At 58.0% G+C, this 16,805-nt stretch carries 17 protein-coding genes and 1 pseudogene; 9 read left to right on the top strand and 9 right to left on the bottom strand.

Annotation, left to right across the window (positions count from 1 at the left end; all coding sequences use genetic code 11):
- Nucleotides 1-107: pseudogene (locus AC13F2_RS05165) on the top strand (IS5/IS1182 family transposase); the annotation flags it as partial.
- A 22-nt stretch (nt 108-129) separates the two neighbouring features.
- On the opposite strand, the gene AC13F2_RS05160 reads toward AC13F2_RS05165, so the two are convergent.
- The gene (locus AC13F2_RS05160) at nt 130-666 is read right to left on the bottom strand and encodes a hypothetical protein (RefSeq protein WP_482964061.1); all 537 of its coding nucleotides are present in this window, start codon (nt 664-666) and stop codon (nt 130-132) included.
- A 240-nt stretch (nt 667-906) separates the two neighbouring features.
- A complete protein-coding gene (locus AC13F2_RS05155; protein WP_482964062.1) occupies nt 907-1,809 on the bottom strand; it encodes a hypothetical protein in 903 nt (300 codons plus the stop codon).
- A gap of 247 nt (nt 1,810-2,056) precedes the next feature.
- Here AC13F2_RS05155 and AC13F2_RS05150 point away from each other — a divergent pair, with 247 nt between their 5' ends.
- From AC13F2_RS05150 to AC13F2_RS05135, 4 genes are all read left to right on the top strand, one after another.
- The gene (locus AC13F2_RS05150) at nt 2,057-3,100 is read left to right on the top strand and encodes a PhoH family protein (RefSeq protein WP_482964063.1); all 1,044 of its coding nucleotides are present in this window, start codon (nt 2,057-2,059) and stop codon (nt 3,098-3,100) included.
- 84 nt (nt 3,101-3,184) lie between these two features.
- The gene (ybeY, locus tag AC13F2_RS05145; RefSeq protein ID WP_482964064.1) at nt 3,185-3,670 is read left to right on the top strand and encodes an rRNA maturation RNase YbeY; all 486 of its coding nucleotides are present in this window, start codon (nt 3,185-3,187) and stop codon (nt 3,668-3,670) included.
- Nucleotides 3,671-3,742: 72 nt separating this feature from the next.
- The gene (locus tag AC13F2_RS05140; protein WP_234036393.1) at nt 3,743-4,609 is read left to right on the top strand and encodes a hemolysin family protein; all 867 of its coding nucleotides are present in this window, start codon (nt 3,743-3,745) and stop codon (nt 4,607-4,609) included.
- 68 nt (nt 4,610-4,677) lie between these two features.
- Nucleotides 4,678-5,562, top strand: a complete 885-nt coding sequence (locus tag AC13F2_RS05135) for a LysR substrate-binding domain-containing protein (RefSeq protein ID WP_482964065.1) — start codon at nt 4,678-4,680, stop codon at nt 5,560-5,562.
- Here AC13F2_RS05135 and AC13F2_RS05130 read toward each other — a convergent pair.
- From AC13F2_RS05130 to AC13F2_RS05100, 7 genes are all read right to left on the bottom strand, one after another.
- On the bottom strand, nt 5,559-6,464 hold the full coding sequence (locus AC13F2_RS05130; RefSeq protein WP_482964066.1) for a lysophospholipid acyltransferase family protein: 906 nt from the start codon (nt 6,462-6,464) through the stop codon (nt 5,559-5,561). The genes AC13F2_RS05135 and AC13F2_RS05130 overlap by 4 nt on opposite strands.
- Complete coding sequence (locus AC13F2_RS05125) at nt 6,436-6,858, bottom strand: Fur family transcriptional regulator (protein ID WP_103023122.1); 423 nt, start codon at nt 6,856-6,858, stop codon at nt 6,436-6,438. Before AC13F2_RS05125 ends, AC13F2_RS05130 begins: the two co-directional genes overlap by 29 nt.
- Nucleotides 6,859-6,932: 74 nt before the next feature.
- Nucleotides 6,933-7,373, bottom strand: a complete 441-nt coding sequence (locus tag AC13F2_RS05120; RefSeq protein ID WP_196846474.1) for a Ros/MucR family transcriptional regulator — start codon at nt 7,371-7,373, stop codon at nt 6,933-6,935.
- A gap of 117 nt (nt 7,374-7,490) precedes the next feature.
- Complete coding sequence (locus AC13F2_RS05115; protein WP_196846473.1) at nt 7,491-7,943, bottom strand: GNAT family N-acetyltransferase; 453 nt, start codon at nt 7,941-7,943, stop codon at nt 7,491-7,493.
- Nucleotides 7,943-8,551 carry a tRNA (adenosine(37)-N6)-threonylcarbamoyltransferase complex dimerization subunit type 1 TsaB gene (gene tsaB, locus AC13F2_RS05110; RefSeq protein ID WP_196846472.1) on the bottom strand — a complete coding sequence of 203 codons (609 nt, stop codon included), beginning with the start codon at nt 8,549-8,551 and terminating at the stop codon, nt 7,943-7,945. Before tsaB ends, AC13F2_RS05115 begins: the two co-directional genes overlap by 1 nt.
- A gap of 36 nt (nt 8,552-8,587) precedes the next feature.
- Nucleotides 8,588-9,196: a malonic semialdehyde reductase gene (locus AC13F2_RS05105; RefSeq protein ID WP_482964067.1), complete on the bottom strand. Its 609-nt coding sequence runs from the start codon at nt 9,194-9,196 to the stop codon at nt 8,588-8,590.
- 26 nt (nt 9,197-9,222) lie between these two features.
- Nucleotides 9,223-9,804: a NifU family protein gene (locus tag AC13F2_RS05100; RefSeq protein WP_482964068.1), complete on the bottom strand. Its 582-nt coding sequence runs from the start codon at nt 9,802-9,804 to the stop codon at nt 9,223-9,225.
- A gap of 101 nt (nt 9,805-9,905) precedes the next feature.
- Here AC13F2_RS05100 and AC13F2_RS05095 point away from each other — a divergent pair, with 101 nt between their 5' ends.
- From AC13F2_RS05095 to egtD, 4 genes are all read left to right on the top strand, one after another.
- Nucleotides 9,906-12,845, top strand: coding sequence for a M16 family metallopeptidase (locus AC13F2_RS05095; RefSeq protein WP_482964069.1), 2,940 nt, complete (start codon nt 9,906-9,908; stop codon nt 12,843-12,845).
- Between the two features lie 123 nt (nt 12,846-12,968).
- The gene (locus tag AC13F2_RS05090; protein WP_482964070.1) at nt 12,969-14,342 is read left to right on the top strand and encodes a class II 3-deoxy-7-phosphoheptulonate synthase; all 1,374 of its coding nucleotides are present in this window, start codon (nt 12,969-12,971) and stop codon (nt 14,340-14,342) included.
- A gap of 196 nt (nt 14,343-14,538) precedes the next feature.
- Nucleotides 14,539-15,792, top strand: coding sequence for an ergothioneine biosynthesis protein EgtB (gene egtB, locus AC13F2_RS05085; protein ID WP_482964071.1), 1,254 nt, complete (start codon nt 14,539-14,541; stop codon nt 15,790-15,792).
- Nucleotides 15,792-16,790 (top strand): L-histidine N(alpha)-methyltransferase, encoded by a 999-nt coding sequence (gene egtD / locus AC13F2_RS05080; RefSeq protein WP_196846467.1) that lies wholly within the window; start codon nt 15,792-15,794, stop codon nt 16,788-16,790. The genes egtB and egtD overlap by 1 nt, the downstream gene beginning before the upstream one ends.
- Nucleotides 16,791-16,805: the final 15 nt, after the last annotated feature.

The raw sequence follows: 16,805 nt of genomic DNA, 5'->3' as shown, positions 1-16,805 counted from the left end.
GAAACCGCCGCCTCGCTAAAGACTTCGAGACCACCATAGCATCAGCCCGGAGCTGGCTCTTCACCGCGGCCGTGCAGATGCTCACTCGCAGACTGGCAAACCTATGAACTTACGCCAGATAGTTTCGAGTCAGACTCTAAGTACTTTAACAGTGAAGTCTTTTCCATCGACCTCTTTGACCTTGGTGGAGTGCCAGGCATACGTGCCGTTGTTGCCGTTCAGGATGCGCTTGAATTCGTAGTCTCGTAAAGTTTCGAATAACCACGGAGCAGACTTTCGTAAGCCCTCGACCTCCGCTTGGCCATTTTCCACAAATGCTACCAGGGTATTGACGCGGCATCCTTCAGGCGCAACGCGGATCTTCAATGCGCGCGCGTTGTCTTCCATCTGCCAAATGAGTGCCTCGGCATATTCCGCACTCATCCCCAATATGCCGATGCAAATAGCGTCGTATTGTCTGGCGATCGGCTGGTCGATGCGCGGGTCACGCACGATGACCTCAGTTATGTGATTAATGCGCTGCCGCGCTTCTTTCTCGCGCTCTCCTAGCACCAAGATGCTTTCGTCAGCTGCGTCGAAACGATCATCAGAGTTTGGTTGCGCAACGAGGATCGATGGAAGCGCTAGTGTGCTCAGTGCCACAGCGAAGCGAATAGATTGGCTCACATTCAAGTCCCTTTCCCAGATGCGCAAAAAAATTTAATCCATGAACTCCGGTATCATTCTAAGAAAAGAAAATAGCCTGGGCTGTGAACAACAGTACTTTATAAAAGTCCTGGGATATTCAAACCCGCAATTACGATATTTTCCTCACTCTATCATCATTGATCATTGATTATTCAATCATACAGGCGTCAAAATAAAATCGCTGAAAGAAATCACCAAATGTGTCTAAGGTGGCCCGGCTTAGTCCGAGGTGCGGTCGTCGTCGATTTTCAAAGCACGCTTACGATATGCGGACCACGCAGCATCATGCACCGTCGAACCGTGTGCGGTGCTGGGGAGCTTGTAGAGCGCTTCGAGATAGGACCAGTCGAAATCGGTCATTCCTTCGGCGGCCGGGCCATTACTTGTGAAAAGCGACAGGATGGTTGACGTTGTATTGGGGCCATCACTAGCCATATCATCCACAGACGCAAAGCTGCGCATCGAAATGTAGTCGGCTAATTGACGGATGGTTTTACCCGGAACCAAGGACTTTTCAATCAACACTACCGAACCGATCATATCAACGCGGATCTGTTGTGAAATGTTCGAAGCTGTGAAAGGATCGGAAACGACGACGTCGCGAGGTGGATTTCCAAAGGACATCATTGCCATTTCCTTGCCGTCGACTTCTTTAACTTTCGTCGAATGCCAAGCGAAAGCGCCACCGCTGCCGCGAAGAATGCGCTTATACTCGTAATCAAGCAAAGATTCGAAAAGCCATGGTGCGCTCTTCCGCAGATCCTCCAGCTCGGCGTGACCATCGCGTACAAATGCGATTAATGTATTTACGCGACACCCCTCCGGCGAAACGCGGATGCCTAAAGCGCGCGCGTTCTCTTCAACCTGTCCGATAATCCCGTTGGCATAATCGGCGCTCATGCCGAAGACGCCGACGCAAATATCACCATACTGTCGCGCGATAGGCTTATCAATTTTCGGACGCCGCGTGATGGCCTTTGTCATTTCGTTGACCCGTTGCTGCGCTTCTTTCTCTCGTTCGCCGGTAACGACAATCTGATTTTCTGGTGCTTCAGAATGATTGGTATCATCGTCTTGCGCAGAAAGTGCCGCAGAGGTTGTGAAAGCGCTGAACGCCAGCAAGTAACTCAAATGCCTAAACATGTTATCTTACTGCCACGAATGGGATTTGAAGAAAAGGCTTTAATCTGGCTCAAATCCAGAGCTAGTAGTCTCGAGGAAATTGGACTGGAGGAGACTGTGTTCCTCCCCATGGTCGCATCGGCCGCTGCAAATTGCGATCTTATTACTTTCCACCGTCATCGTGCGGCGAACAGCTTGCCTCCGGAGCGATGAGGCTTACATTCCGAGTCGTAGACGAAAGGAGCCTATGGCCCGTAAACCCGCACAGAAGGACACTCGGTCTTTCACCCCGCCGCCCTCTCCGCAACGCGAAGTGCGCCGCGCCCAGGTTGACATAGGCTTTGATAATCAGAGCTTGCTGGGCGCCTTGTTCGGGCAATTCGATGCCAATCTGGTACAAGTCGAGAACCGCTTGGGCGTGTTCATCTCGGCGCGCGGCAATCAACTTCATATCGAAGGGCCGGAAGACAGCGTGGCTCGTGCACGCGACGTGCTGAAGGGCATGTATGACAAGCTATCGATCGGTCAGGACCTCGATACAGGCGCGATCGAGGCCTTGATCGCAATGTCCGACGAACCGACTTTCGATGGAATCGTCGATGCCGAACCGCGGAATGGCAAAGGCGGGCCGCCAATTATGATCCGCACGCGGCGCAAGACTATCGTGCCGCGCAGCGCAATGCAGGCAACCTACATGCGCAGCCTGGTGCGCGACGATATCATCTTCGCTCTCGGCCCTGCAGGAACAGGCAAGACCTATCTCGCAGTGGCGCAGGCGGTGGCGCAACTGATCAATGGCAGCGTCCAGCGCCTGATCCTGTCCCGGCCTGCGGTGGAAGCCGGTGAAAAGCTCGGCTTCCTGCCCGGCGATATGAAGGAAAAAGTCGATCCCTATCTGCGTCCGCTCTACGACGCGCTTTACGACTGCATGCCGCCCGAACAGGTTGAGCGGCGGCTGGCTTCCGGTGAGATCGAGATTGCGCCGATCGCCTTCATGCGCGGACGCACACTGGCCGATGCCTTCGTCATCCTCGATGAAGCGCAGAACACCACGCGCGAACAGATGAAGATGTTTCTTACCCGCTTCGGCCAGAATAGCCGCATGGTCGTTTGCGGAGACCCACGGCAGGTCGACATTCCGGGCGGTGACGGGATGAGCGGCCTCGCCGATGCAGTGGGTAAGCTGGAAGGTGTCGATGGTTTCGGCACCATTCGCTTCACCGCTGCCGACGTTGTCCGCCATCCGATAGTCGGCCGTATTGTCGAAGCGTACGAGGGGCCCACCACTTAATTCGGTCATTGCGAGCCCATTCAACTGGCCCATGGAACGGGGCTCGGATGGTTTCACCGTGCTCGCAATGAGAGGAAGGACACCATGGAGCTGGACATCGAGATCGACGGCTGGCCGGAGGGAGACTGGCCTGCTTTGGCGGAGCGTGCCGGTGCGGCTGCTGCAGCGGTCGAACCAACGCTAATCAACGAACGCCTGACCGCATCGCTTCTCTTCACGACTGACGAGGAAGTTCACGCGCTGAACAAGCAGTGGCGCCATAAGGACAAGCCGACCAATGTCCTGTCATTTCCCATGCTTGAGCGCGACGATCTGCTCGATCTATCCGCGGATGGGCCGCCGGAAATGCTTGGCGACCTCGCGCTGGCTTACGAGACCTGCGCCAGCGAGGCGTGCGACAAGAACGTATCGCTTTCCGATCACGCGGCCCATCTGATCGTCCACGGGCTGCTCCATCTTGCCGGGCATGATCATGTCGATTCCGACGCTCAGGCCGAAGCGATGGAGGCGCTTGAAATCGCAGCGCTTGCAAAATTAGGCATCGCGGACCCATATGGGGATCGCAACTGACTGGAGTGCATTGTTAGGGCCATGCCCGATTCGTCATCACCCGCGGGAGACGCGGAGAGTAGCAGCGGGCTGATGCTCGCAATCCGGAAATTCTTCGACCCCGATCACGGCGAACGCTCCTTGCGCGCGCAGCTGGAAGAAGCGATCGATGAGCACGAGGGGGAGAACGGCGAAGAGGCGCCTGAAAACAGCGGCACCGGCGATCTGTCGCTGGTCGAGCGGCAGATGCTGCGCAATCTGTTGCACTTCTCCGAACACGATGCGGACGACGTAGCCGTGCCGCGCGGCGAGATCATCGCGATCGATGCCAAGGCGAGCTGGGACGACCTGGTCGATACGTTCGCCGAACACGGCCATTCGCGCATGCCGGTATATCGCGATCAGCTCGACGACGTGATCGGCATGATCCACATCAAGGACGTGTTCCCGATCCTCGCGCGCCGCGAACAGCCTCCGCGCGACTGGACGGTGCTGATGAGACAGCCGCTCTATGTTCCGCAAACGCGCAACGCTCTGGACGTGCTGGCCGATATGCGTGCGCAACGCATGCATCTGGCTATCGTGGTGGACGAATTCTCCGGCACCGACGGCCTCATCACCATCGAAGACTTGGTCGAGGAAATCGTCGGCGATATCGAGGATGAGCACGATGATGCACCCGAAGAATGGATTGTCGATATCGGCGAGGGGATGTGGGATTGTGACGCCCGCGCCGAACTTGACGATGTGGCCGAGAACGTCTCGCCGGCGCTTGCTGAAGTTGAGGAATCTGTCGACACGCTCGGCGGTCTCGCCTTCGTGCTGGCAGAGCAGGTCCCAGAGGTTGGTCGTATACTAGAGCATCCCAGCGGTTGGCGCATCGAAGTGACCGATGGCGATGAAACGCATGTGAAGCGTCTTCGTCTGCACGCCCCCGAACCGGATGCGACAACCGTGTGACAACTGTTGCAGATTTTTGCACATTCGCGCTCGACAGGCGTGATTTGCGTCAATAGCGTGCAACCATCATGGCAACACGGCGATTACCCCCACTTCGAGCTCTGGAGGCCTTCGTCCGCACGGTTCGTCTCGGCTCTGCGCGCGCGGCGGCAGACGAACTCGGTCTGAGCCCGTCGGCTCTTTCACGACGGATCGGCAATCTCGAAGAATTCGTCGGCAAGAAACTGTTCACGCGTGCCCGGCAGTCGATGAAGCTGACCGATGACGGCCATGCATTTTTCGAAGCAGTGAACCCGCAGCTCGAGGCATTGGCCCGCGCTGTTGAAAGCCAGTCGGAAAACCTTTCCGTCTTGCGCTTGCATTTGGGCGTCTTGCCGCTGTTCGGCACTCAACGTCTATTCCCGCGGCTTGGAGAATTGCGCGAGCGGCACCCGCTTCTCCATATCGATATCGATACCGGGGCGCATCTGGAAGATCGGGTCGGCGACGTGCTCGATGCCGCCATCATCTTATCCCGTGGCCCGTCACGCGGGCTGCACGCAGTTCGGCTCGATTACAACAAGGTCCACGCAATCTGCAGCCGCGATCTTGCGGAGCGTCTGGGCTCCACCCCCGATGCATCACTGTTGATGAAGCAGACATTCCTGATCCACAACGAGCTGCCGGAGAGCTTCAATGCGTGGCGCCGCGAGATTGGCATGGGCGATCTTGAACCCACCGCGATCGACCATTTCGATTCGGGGCAGATCATGCTGGAAGCGGCCGCGCAAGGCCTCGGCATTGCGATTATGCATGACGATCACATGCGCCGGGCTGCCGATACCCGGCTAGCCAGACTTTTCGAAATAGAGGTGGAAAGCCCCTATAGTTACTGGTTCGTGTGCAAGCCAACCGCGCTGGAAGAAAGACCGGTGCGTTTGTTTCACGATTGGTTGGTAAAGGCGGGGCTTTAGTCCGAGATTTCGGTGCTCGCTTTTGGACGATAACGTACGGCTTCGACCACATGTTCGAAGTCGCGCAAGGGTCCGCCGAGGTTAGCGACCAATTGCCGCTCGATCTCTTCTCTAGCCTTTGCAGCTACCGCCTTGCGCCCCCTGTAATCCACCGGGCTGAACGGCTCGAGATAGTGTAGCGAGAGCGGAAAACTGCCCTTTCGCGCCATCACCCGCATCGCATTATGCAGTCCGCTTTCCTCGCCGATCCAGGCGATATCCTCGGCATTTTCTCCGTAATTCAGCACGACCGGCTGCACCATCACGCCCGCAGGGGGCGGTTCGAGCACGGATATCATGCTGGATTTGAACGGGAGAAGCGAATGACCGTCGGTCACGGTGCCTTCGGGAAAAACCGTTACCGACCAGTTGTCCTGCAAAGCTTCTCGCAGCGCATTAATCTGCTCGGCCACGCCCATGCGGTTTTCGCGCTTGACGAACACGGTGCGATTGAGCCCGCATAACCACCCGATCACCGGCACTTCTGACAATTCCTGCTTGGCGACAAAGGCCGTACCGCTGGCCCCCGCCATGCTCAAAATGTCGACCCAGCTGATGTGGTTAGAGATGAAGAAGACGTCGCGGCGCAACGGCGTTCCGACGATTTTGATGCGCGCACCGACGATCCATGCGGTAAAGCGCAAGAAGAGCATGGGGAAGGGGGACCCATAAGCGAAGATCCGGTAGATGTAATGCAGTGGCACAAACGCCAACAGCAGGAGCACGATACCGAATGCGCGCAGGGTGAACCGGACCCAGCCAGCGACGGTTAGCGGTACTTTCTCGCCTCTCGCTGCCGCCAGTCGCTTGGCGGTATATTTCGCAAGCTTGCGCTCACTTTTCGCGGTCGAGGCGGACGCCATAGAGTTCCAGCCTGTGGTCGACCAGGCGATAACCGAGCTTGGCAGCAATCTGCTTTTGCAGGGCTTCAATTTCCGGATCGACGAATTCCACGACCTTGCCGGTTTCCACGTCGATCAGATGATCATGATGGGCTTCCGGCGCGGCTTCGTAACGGGCACGGCCATCGCCAAAATCATGGCGATCGAGAATGCCCGCCTCTTCGAAAAGCCGGACGGTACGATAGACCGTGGCAATTGAAATTCCCGAATCGATCTTGTTCGCCCGTTCGTGAAGCAGTTCGACATCGGGGTGATCGTCGCTTTCCGACAGCACCCGCGCGATTATGCGCCGCTGTTCGGTAATGCGCAGGCCCTTGTCGGCGCACAATTGTTCAAGATCGATTTTCTGGTGCAAGATGGATTCCCGAATGAAAAACGCCCCGCACCCTTATCGGGCTGGGACGTTTTGCTCAAGGCGAACCGAAGCGTTCAGGCCGTCTTCTTCTTCCGGCCCCGCTTCTGACCGGGCTTGCGGCCAAGGCCAATCTTCACGGCCAGTTCGCGGCGCTTTTCGGCATAGCTTGGCGCGACCATAGGATAATCGGACGGCAGGTTCCAACGCGCCCGGTATTCGTCAGGCGTCATGTCATAGGCCGTCTTGAGGTGGCGCTTGAGCATTTTCATCTTCTTGCCGTCTTCAAGGCAGATGATGTAGTCTTTCTTGACCGACGAACGGATCGGTACGGCAGGTTCCAGCGGCGCTTCGCTGGTGGCGGTTTCCCCGTTGAGGCCCGACAGCGCAGAATACACATTCGAGATCAATGTCGGGACGTCGTCTACGGATACGCTGTTGTTGCTGACATGCGCTGCGACGATATCCGAGGTGAGAGTGATAAGTGTCTCGGACATGTCTGTTTCAAATTTTTCCATTACTTTCCCTTTTATTTTGAGGGATATCGTTGAACGTCGCGACCCGTTCTTCCGGACATTGTATGAAAACGACAAAAAATTGCAAGTATTTCGCCGGGTTTTATTATCGGCGCTTAGCTACAATCTTTGTGCGAAGGTGATTGCATCCAACAGCGTGCCATCCAGCGTGCGGTAGTAATTTGCTCTACGACCGATCGGCTCGAAACCGCAGGACAGGTACAATTTCTCAGCCGGATTATTTGCACGCATCTCCAAGAATACCCGCTCCGCTCCTTCTTTCCGGGCGACATCCGAAAAATATTCGATGAGCGCGCGGCCTACACCGCTATTTCTTACCTCGGGCCTAACGCCGATCAGCAGAAGTTCTTCTTCGCCAGGCGCGCGCCGCGCCAGAATGAACCCTGCTGCTTCGCTTCCCGGTGCTAGTAACCGCGCGTGTTTATCGAAAATAATCGCATAGGTGTGTGGCATGGCCAGCGAATTTTCGACCTGCTGCCGCGTCCAGGCTTCGCGCCAGTGTGGATCGAACGCAGCATCCATCACGCTCATAATGTGATCGAGGTCGCTCATTACATGGGGAGCTTTGCGTCGGGCGCCCGGCCATAAAGCGGGGACAGTTGGTCACGCAGCAGGGCGTTGGGCACAAGAAGGGCATCGCTCGCATTCGGCAGAATGATCGGCGCACTTGCAACACCAATCATGGCACCAAGGTCCTCCGCTCTCGTGCCTGCCAGTATGTCCTGTGTCCTGCGCATGGCAGCGGTATCTGGAGATAACGAGGCGACATCATCCAATGGCATTCCATCAGTGCCAAAATCCTGCACGAACCACTCGCCATGGCCCCCGGTCATACAGACCGTGACGGTCCGCTCCGTACCGGCGCGCGCCATGGCAGCAACCAGCGCTAGAGTAGGGTAGCCGCGTACCGGGATTTTCCAGGCCACACCCAAGGCACGAGCCACGGCCAGACCGATACGCACGCCGGTAAAACTTCCCGGACCTAAGGAGATGCGGATCTGCTCTGCATGGCCTTTTTCTGGCAATTCCGCGATCATCGGAACGAGCCGTTCAGCATGGCCGCGACCAAGCACTTCGTGGCGGGCGTCGATCAATTGCCCCTGATCGAACAGGGCGATCGAACAGGCTTCGGTTGCAGTTTCAATGGCCAGAATGCGCATGAATGCGCACTGCCTCAGGCAAAGCCGGCCTGCAAGTCAGGCGATACGGTTGAACCTGTCAAAATCGGGTCGAGGACTGCGATCGAAGATGCTGCTGGGATCGCCGTACCCGATGGAGCAGATAAAATTGCTGCGAGTGTGCGGATCGTCGGCGAAGAATTCTTCGTCGACAGCCTTGTTGTCGAACCCGGACATCGGGCCGCAATCCAGCCCAACAGCTCTGGCAGCGATCATCAGATAGGCGCCTTGCAAGGAGGAATTGCGAAATGCGCCTTCCTTGCGTCCGTCCTCATCACCTTCGAACCAACTTTTGGCGTCGGTATGAGGGAACAGCCACGGCAGTTCCTCGTGGAAATCGATGTCATACCCCACGATAGCCGTGACGGGAGCAGTCTTGATCTTGTCGCGATTTCCTTCGGACGCCAGCGCGGCAAGCTTACCTTTAGCTTCCTGCGACTTCACCCAAACGATACGCGCAGGCTGCATGTTGGCCGATGTCGGGCCCATCTTCATCAATTCGTAGATCGCGTGAATTTGCTCGTCGCTTACCGGTTTATCGAGCCAGCCGTTGTAACTGCGCGCTTCGCGGAAAATCTGGTCGAGCGCATCGCCGGACAGAGCGGTGTCGTGAAACTGAGTGGTCATGAATTATCCCGGTTGGAACTGGAAGATCAGGCTGCCCGGACTTCAACGACCTCTGGGACATAATGTTTCAATAGACCTTCAATGCCATGCTTGAGCGTCGCCGTGGATGATGGACACCCGGAACACGCACCCTGCATTTGCAGATGAACTATGCCGTCACGGTACCCGCGATACTGAATATCGCCTCCGTCGCCCGCGACGGCCGGTCGGACCCTCGTTTCCAGCAATTCGTTGATCTGAGAAATAATGTCTGCATCTTCGTCACGCTCGTCGACCAGCATACCCTGATCTTCCGGGGGAATCGAAATGCCGCCCGCGCTGCCCGGTGTGAAGAGCGGTGCCTGCGCAACGAAATGATCGAGCAGAATCGCCAGCACCTGCGGCTTGAGATCGGTCCAGTTTACCCCTGGTGCAGCAGTGACGGTGACAAAATCACCGCCGAAGAACACATTCACCACCTCTCCGGTATCGAAGATTGCCTGAGCCAGCGGGCTGGCCTCTGCCGCCTCCGGCGTGGCAAATTCGCGCGTTCCCTGTCCCATGACCTGCTGGCCGGGAAGGAACTTGAGGCTCGACGGGTTGGGCGTGGTTTCGGTCTCTATGAACATGCCTGACGATGTAGGAAGCTCGGGAACCGGGGACAAGGACGGAACGCTTGGCGCGTGAACATTCACCTAGCCTTCACGGTTGTCCCGCCTATATGCCTTCCATGACCAATTTTTCGCGCGCCGTCCGGCGTCTCGCGCTTTTCCTTCCCGCTGCGCTGCTCGTACCGCAGCCCATCCTCGCGCAGGAACCGGCCGTTCCGGCTCCGCAATATATAACTCCGGCAGGTGAAACTCCGTGGATTTATGAAGGCAGCGACGTTCCGCGCGACGAGGAATGGACCTTCGGTGAATTGCCCAATGGTCTGCGCTATGCTGTTCGCAAGAACGGCGTGCCGCCCGATCAGGTTTCCGTTCGCGTTCGCATCGATGCTGGGTCCTTGCATGAAGAGGATTCAGAACGCGGCTATGCCCACCTTCTGGAGCATCTGCTTTTCCGCGAAAGCCAGTATCTGAAGGTCGGAGCGGCCATTCCGACATGGCAGCGGCTCGGTGCGACCTTCGGCAGCGATACAAATGCGCATACCAGCCCGACGGAAACCGTCTTCAAGCTGGATCTGCCCAATACTAATGCGGCCAAGCTGGCAGAAAGCATGAAGCTTCTTTCCGGCATGGTGCGCAGCCCAGTCCTATCCGATACGAACGTGAAAGCAGAAGTACCGATCGTACTTGCTGAAAAGCGTGAACGTGGCGGAGCATCCGAACGGGCTGGCAATGCCAGCCGAGAAGTGCTTTTTGCCGGACAGCGACTGGCGAACCGCATCCCGATCGGGACCGAAGAAACCCTGCGTGCCGCAACCGGCGATAGCGTTAGCGCCTTCTACAAACGTTGGTATCGCCCCGAAAACGTAGTCGTTGTTGCTGCAGGCGATATCGACCCGATGGTGCTTGCCGCGGAAATTGAAAAGTGGTTCGGCGACTGGCAGGGCGATGGGCCCGCTGTCGCGGCGCCCGACTTCGGCGATCCGGTGGCACCCGCCGGGGCCGATCCGGCCAACCCGGTCGGCGAGATCGGGGTCATCGTCGAGCCCGATCTTCCCCGTTCGTTTACGTACACGATCATGCGCCCCTGGCGTCCCGTTCAGGACACGGTCGCCTATAACGAAGGTCTGCTTCGCGACGCCTTGGCTCAGGCTCTCATCAATAGGCGACTTGAATCGCGCGCGCGTTCGGGCGGCAGCTATCTCTATGCGCAGGTATCGCAGGATGATGTCAGCCGGTCGTCCGACATGACCTTCGTCACTTTCGCTCCTTTGACCAGCGACTGGAAAGCGGCGCTTGATGATATTCGCGGCGTAGTCGCCGATGCGCTGGCCACTCCGCCGACGCAGGAAGAAATCGATCGAGAACTTGCGGAATTCGAAATTGTTTTCAAAAGCCAAGTCGAACAGCGGCGCGTCCTGCCCGGGCCGCAGTTGGCCGACGATATTGTGAACGCTGTCGATATTCGCGAAGCGGTCGCTGCTCCCGAAACGGTCCTTACCGTTTTCAATTCGATGAAGCAGACTTTGACGCCGGAACTCGTGCTCGAACATACGCGGGCGTTGTTTACAGGCGATGTTATCCGTGCGGCCTATGTCACCCCGGCAACGGGTGAGGCGGATGAGGAGGCGATACGATCTGCACTCAAGGAGACGGTCGCAGCCGATACAGGTTCGCGGCTGACGGGTCGCGCCGTGTCTTTCGAAGATTTGCCGGCAGTCGGTGAACCGGGTCAGGTAACTGCTCAGGGACCGATCGGCGTTCTCGATATTGAAAAGGTTGAATTCGCCAATGGTGTGAAGGCCATCCTGTGGTCTAACGATGCCGAACCTGGACGGGTAGCTGTCAAGGTTCGCTTCGGCGCCGGCTATCGCGCACTCGACGCGGAAGATGCCGTCTATGCAAATCTCGGCAGTTCTGCCCTGATCGGTTCGGGTATCGGCGAGCTTGGCCAGGAAGAACTCGATCGTCTCGCTACAGGCCGCAAGTTCGGCTTCGATTTTGAAACCGGTGATGGCGCATTCACCTTCTATGCGCAAACGCGCGAAGCTGATCTCGACGAACAGCTCTATCTGTTCGCTGCCAAGCTGGCGATGCCGGGCTGGGATCCCAATCCGGTCATTCGTGCAAAGGCGGCGGGCAAACTCGCTTATGAAAGTTACGCAGCGAGCCCCAGCGGTATCCTGCAGCGGGATCTGGAATATCTGCTGCGTGACAGCGATCCGCGTTTCCAGACGCCCACGCCAGAAATGTTCGATGCTGCAACGCCAGAGAAGTTTCGCGAAGTATGGGAACCGCTGCTCAAACAGGGGCCGGTCGAAGTGCTCGTCTTTGGTGAATTCGACAAAGCAGCCACGATCGAAACGCTGCGCAAGACATTCGGCGCGTTGCCTGCGCGTGAAGAGCCTAGCGCTGCTATCCTCAACCGCGGGGTCGACTTTCCCGAAGCCGGCGAGACGGTTGTTCGCCATCACCGCGGCGATGCCAATCAGGCGGCCGCCGTCGTCGCCTGGCCGAGTGGGGCGGGCGTCGACAATCTGCGCGAATCGCGTCACCTCGAGGTACTCACGTCGGTCTTCAACAACCGCCTGATGGACGCCATGCGTGAACATGCCGGCGCGAGCTATTCGCCGGTTGTCCGGTCTGAATGGCCGAGCGACGTTAAAAGTGGCGGCCGGATCGCGGCACTCGCTCAATTGCGTCCCGAAGACGTGCCGGTCTTTTTCGCCGAAGCCGAACGTATTGCGAAGGAACTGGCGAGCGAACCGGTCAGTCAGGACGATTACGACCGCGTCGTCGAACCGCTCCGCCAGTATGTCAGCCGAGCCTCAACCGGTAACCTCTTCTGGCTTTACCAGCTCGAGGGCTCGACCGTCGATGCTCGCCGGGTAGACATGCTGCGCTATCTGCTGGCCGATTACACCGAAGTTCCACCTGCTCAATTGCAAGCGCTGGCGCAGAAGTATTTCGCGTCCCGCGCAGGCTGGCACCTGGCGATCATCCCCCAAGGGCAAGAACTTGCAACTGCGGCCAACGCCGGAGCCGCTGCCCCCAGCCGCTGAGCCGGTCACTGCAATCGGCTTTTTAAGCTGGCCAAGCAAATGCTGCTTGCGACATGGTACCTGTTCGTCTGCTAAGGGGCGAACAGTCAGGCGCGACTTTCAGCGCCGTAAATGGAAAATATAATGGCAACGAATTGGGCACCCGACAGCTGGCAGGGATTCACGGCGAAGCATTTGCCGACTTATCCCGACGCGGCTGCTCTCGATGCCGCAACGACGACGCTCGAGACGCATCCTCCGCTGGTTTTCGCAGGCGAGGCGCGCGCGCTCAAGGCGGATCTGGCGGAGGTCGCGCAAGGCCACGCATTCCTGCTCCAGGGTGGGGATTGCGCGGAAAGCTTCGCCGAATTTCATCCGAATAATATCCGCGATACATTTCGCGTCCTGTTGCAGATGGCCGTCGTCATGACCTTCGCCAGCAAGAAACCAGTGGTCAAGGTCGGGCGCATGGCAGGCCAGTTCGCCAAGCCGCGCAGTTCCGACACCGAAACGCAAGGATCGGTCACGCTACCAAGCTATTTCGGCGACAACATCAATGGCATCGAGTTTGACGAAGCGACCCGCGCAGCCGATCCGCAGCGCATGGTGCGCGCCTATTCGCAGGCCGCGGCCACGCTCAACCTGCTGCGTGCCTTCGCCACCGGAGGCTATGCCAATCTTCGTCAGGTTCATCAGTGGACGCTGGATTTCATGGGCCGCAGTCCGTGGGCCGACAAATTTTCGGACATTGCCGATCGCATCGGTGAAGCCCTTGATTTCATGGAAGCGTGCGGGGTAGATCCGCAGGTGCTACCGCAATTGCAGCGCACCAGTTTTTACACGAGCCACGAAGCGCTGCTGCTCCCGTACGAACAGGCTATGACCCGGCGGGACAGCCTGACGGGCGATTGGTACGATACCAGCGCGCACATGGTCTGGATCGGCGACCGCACTCGGTTCGATGATAGTGCGCATGTCGAATTCTGCCGCGGGATCGGCAATCCGTTGGGGATGAAATGCGGCCCCAGCCTCGAAACGGATGCTATGCTGCGCCTGCTCGATACGCTCAACCCAGCGCGCGAACCGGGCCGCATCACGCTGATCAGTCGCTTCGGCCACGACAAGGTGGAAGAAGGCCTGCCCCGCCTCGTTCGGGCGGTAAAGACGGAAGGCCACCCCGTTGTGTGGAGTTGCGACCCGATGCACGGCAACGTCGTCAAATCGGAAAGCGGCTACAAGACGCGGCCCTTCGATCGTATCCTGACCGAGGTAAAAGGCTTTTTTGCTGTCCATCGTGCCGAAGGGACGCACCCGGGCGGTATACATGTCGAAATGACGGGGCAGGACGTGACCGAGTGTGTCGGCGGAGCGGTGGCGATTACCGATGAAGCGTTGAAAGATCGCTATCACACGCATTGCGATCCCCGCCTCAACGCTGCTCAGTCTCTCGAGCTTGCCTTCCTGATCGCTGAGATGCTGAATGAAGAACAGGCCGTTCGCCGTGCTGACGCAGCCTGATCCTTCTTTCCGGCGCGAGTCTGCACGACGAGGGTGCGGAACCCGGCGACCTCCGCTGCATTATTCGGAGAATGCAGTTCACTTCATTGTTCGGGCGGGCTTTTTTACCTCAACCCTTTAAACGCTGGGTGAATCGCGTCATAATGGGACAGGCCAGCCATGTCCCGGCTGCCGAAATATAAAGGGGGGATAGACGATGCCCCATGCCCAGCCGCGATCGGTCCTGACGTTAGGGGAAGATCTTCCGGCACGCTACGCCGCTGTCCGCGCGTTGAGCCAGGCTCTGGCCGCGCCGCTGTCCGATGCCGACGCTACCATTCAGTCAATGGAAGATGCCAGTCCTGCGAAATGGCATCTAGCTCATACAACCTGGTTCTGGGAAACCTTTCTGCTGCGCGATCATGCCGAAGGCTACGCGCTCTACGACGAGAATTGGCCCTTCGTCTTCAATTCCTATTACGAGACAGAGGGTGAGCGCATTGCCAGGTTTTCGCGTGGAATGCTTTCGCGTCCGACGCTGTCCGATATCGTGGAATGGCGCAGCCATGTCGATGCAGCAATGGATGGTCTGTTAGGGCGCGAAGAACTGGCGCCGCTGATCGAGCTGGGTCTGAGCCATGAACAGCAGCATCAGGAATTGCTGCTAACCGATATCAAACACGCCCTGTTTCAGAACCCTCTTGGCGTGAAGATGTGGGGTGTATCTGCAGCAAAAGCGCATTCCAGCCCGAACGATTGGCATTCGCACCCCGGCGGCATCGCGCGGATAGGTCATCAAACAGACGGGTTTGCCTTCGACAACGAGGGACCTGCTCACCGCGTTCTTCTCGAACCTTTCGCTCTGTCCTCGCGACTTGTCACCAATGGCGAATGGGATGAATTCATAGCCGACGGCGGATACGATACGGCGACCTTGTGGCTTTCAGACGGATGGGGCTGGGTACGGGAGAACGCCATTCGTGCGCCGCTTTATTGGCGCGATGACGAACAGTTTACTCACGCCGGCTGGCAGGCGCGCGATCCCGATGCGCCGGTAACGCACATCTCTTACTTCGAAGCAGATGCTTTCGCCAGTTGGGCTGGCCACCGCCTGCCAACCGAATTCGAATGGGAAGCCATAGCGCGCGGGCAGGAAGGCGAATTACCTGCGCATGACCCCCAAGGCGGCAATCAGCTTGACGACGCGACACCCCCGCTTCCGCGTGGCGGCGGCGAACTGTTCGGCGATTGTTGGCAATTTACCCGGTCCGGATATCTTCCCTACCCACGGTTTCAGCCTGCCGAAGGCGCAGTGGGCGAATATAACGGCAAGTTCATGAGCGGGCAGTTCGTCTTGAAGGGTGCGAGCTGCGCGACCGCTCGCGGTCATTCGCGAGCAAGCTATCGCAACTTCTTCTACCCACACCAACGGTGGCAATTCACCGGCGTCAGGCTGGCAAAGGACATCTGATGAAAACCGATACTGGCATTGCACTTGTCGATCTGGACGAGGAGGGGGTCGATCGCGCTTTTCGTGCCGACGTACTCAAGGGACTAAATCAGCTGCCGAAGGCCATACCGGCGCGCTGGTTTTACGATCAGGAAGGCTCACGGCTGTTCGAACGCATCACGCAGCTGGATGAATATTATCCCACCCGCGCGGAAACCGATATTCTCAAGACGCGCAGCAATGAATTCGCCCAACTCGTTGGGCAGGGCCGGGCCGTGGTGGAATTTGGATCTGGCAGTTCGGTCAAGACGCCGCTCCTGCTCGAGGCGATCGATCCGGCAGCCTATGTCCCTCTCGATATCTCGGGCGATTTCCTGCGCGAAAGCGCTGTCGCCTTGTCGCAGAAATTTCCCGATCTCCCGGTTCACCCGGTAGAGGCCGACTTCATGCGCCGCGTGAGCCTGCCCGACGGCGTCGGGCCGCTCAAGAAACTCGGCTTCTTCCCGGGCTCGACCATCGGCAACATGGTTCCGCGCACGGCAGTCGACCTGCTTCGCTCCATGCGAGCCACGCTCGGAGCGGATGAAGGCGAAAGCCCGCTGCTCCTGATCGGGATGGATCTCGTCAAGGAAAAGCAGAAACTCGAAGCGGCCTATGACGATTCCGATGGTGTGACGGCCGCCTTCAACATGAACCTCGTCACGCGCATCAACCGTGAACTTTCAGGGACCATTCCCGCGGATGCTCTCGACCACCGCGCTGTATGGAACGACGATCTCGCACGGGTCGAAATGCACCTGGTCGCCAATCGGGACATCGACTTCACCGTATCGGGTGAAAGCTTTTCGATGCGTTCTGGTGAAACGATACATACCGAAAACAGCCACAAGTTCACGCCTCGTAGTGCCAACCTGCTGCTTCTTGCCGGCGGTTGGACGCCGATCAAGCGATGGGTCGACGAAGATGAAAGGTTTTCGGTGGTACTAGCTCGCGCAACCGAGCAACGCGAAGCGCCCTGAGCGACTGCGGCTATT

The sequence above is a fragment of the Qipengyuania sp. L-5Y genome (assembly GCF_056859455.1).
Note: the sequence above shows the minus strand (reverse complement) of the source record. Positions and strands in the feature narration are given on the sequence as shown.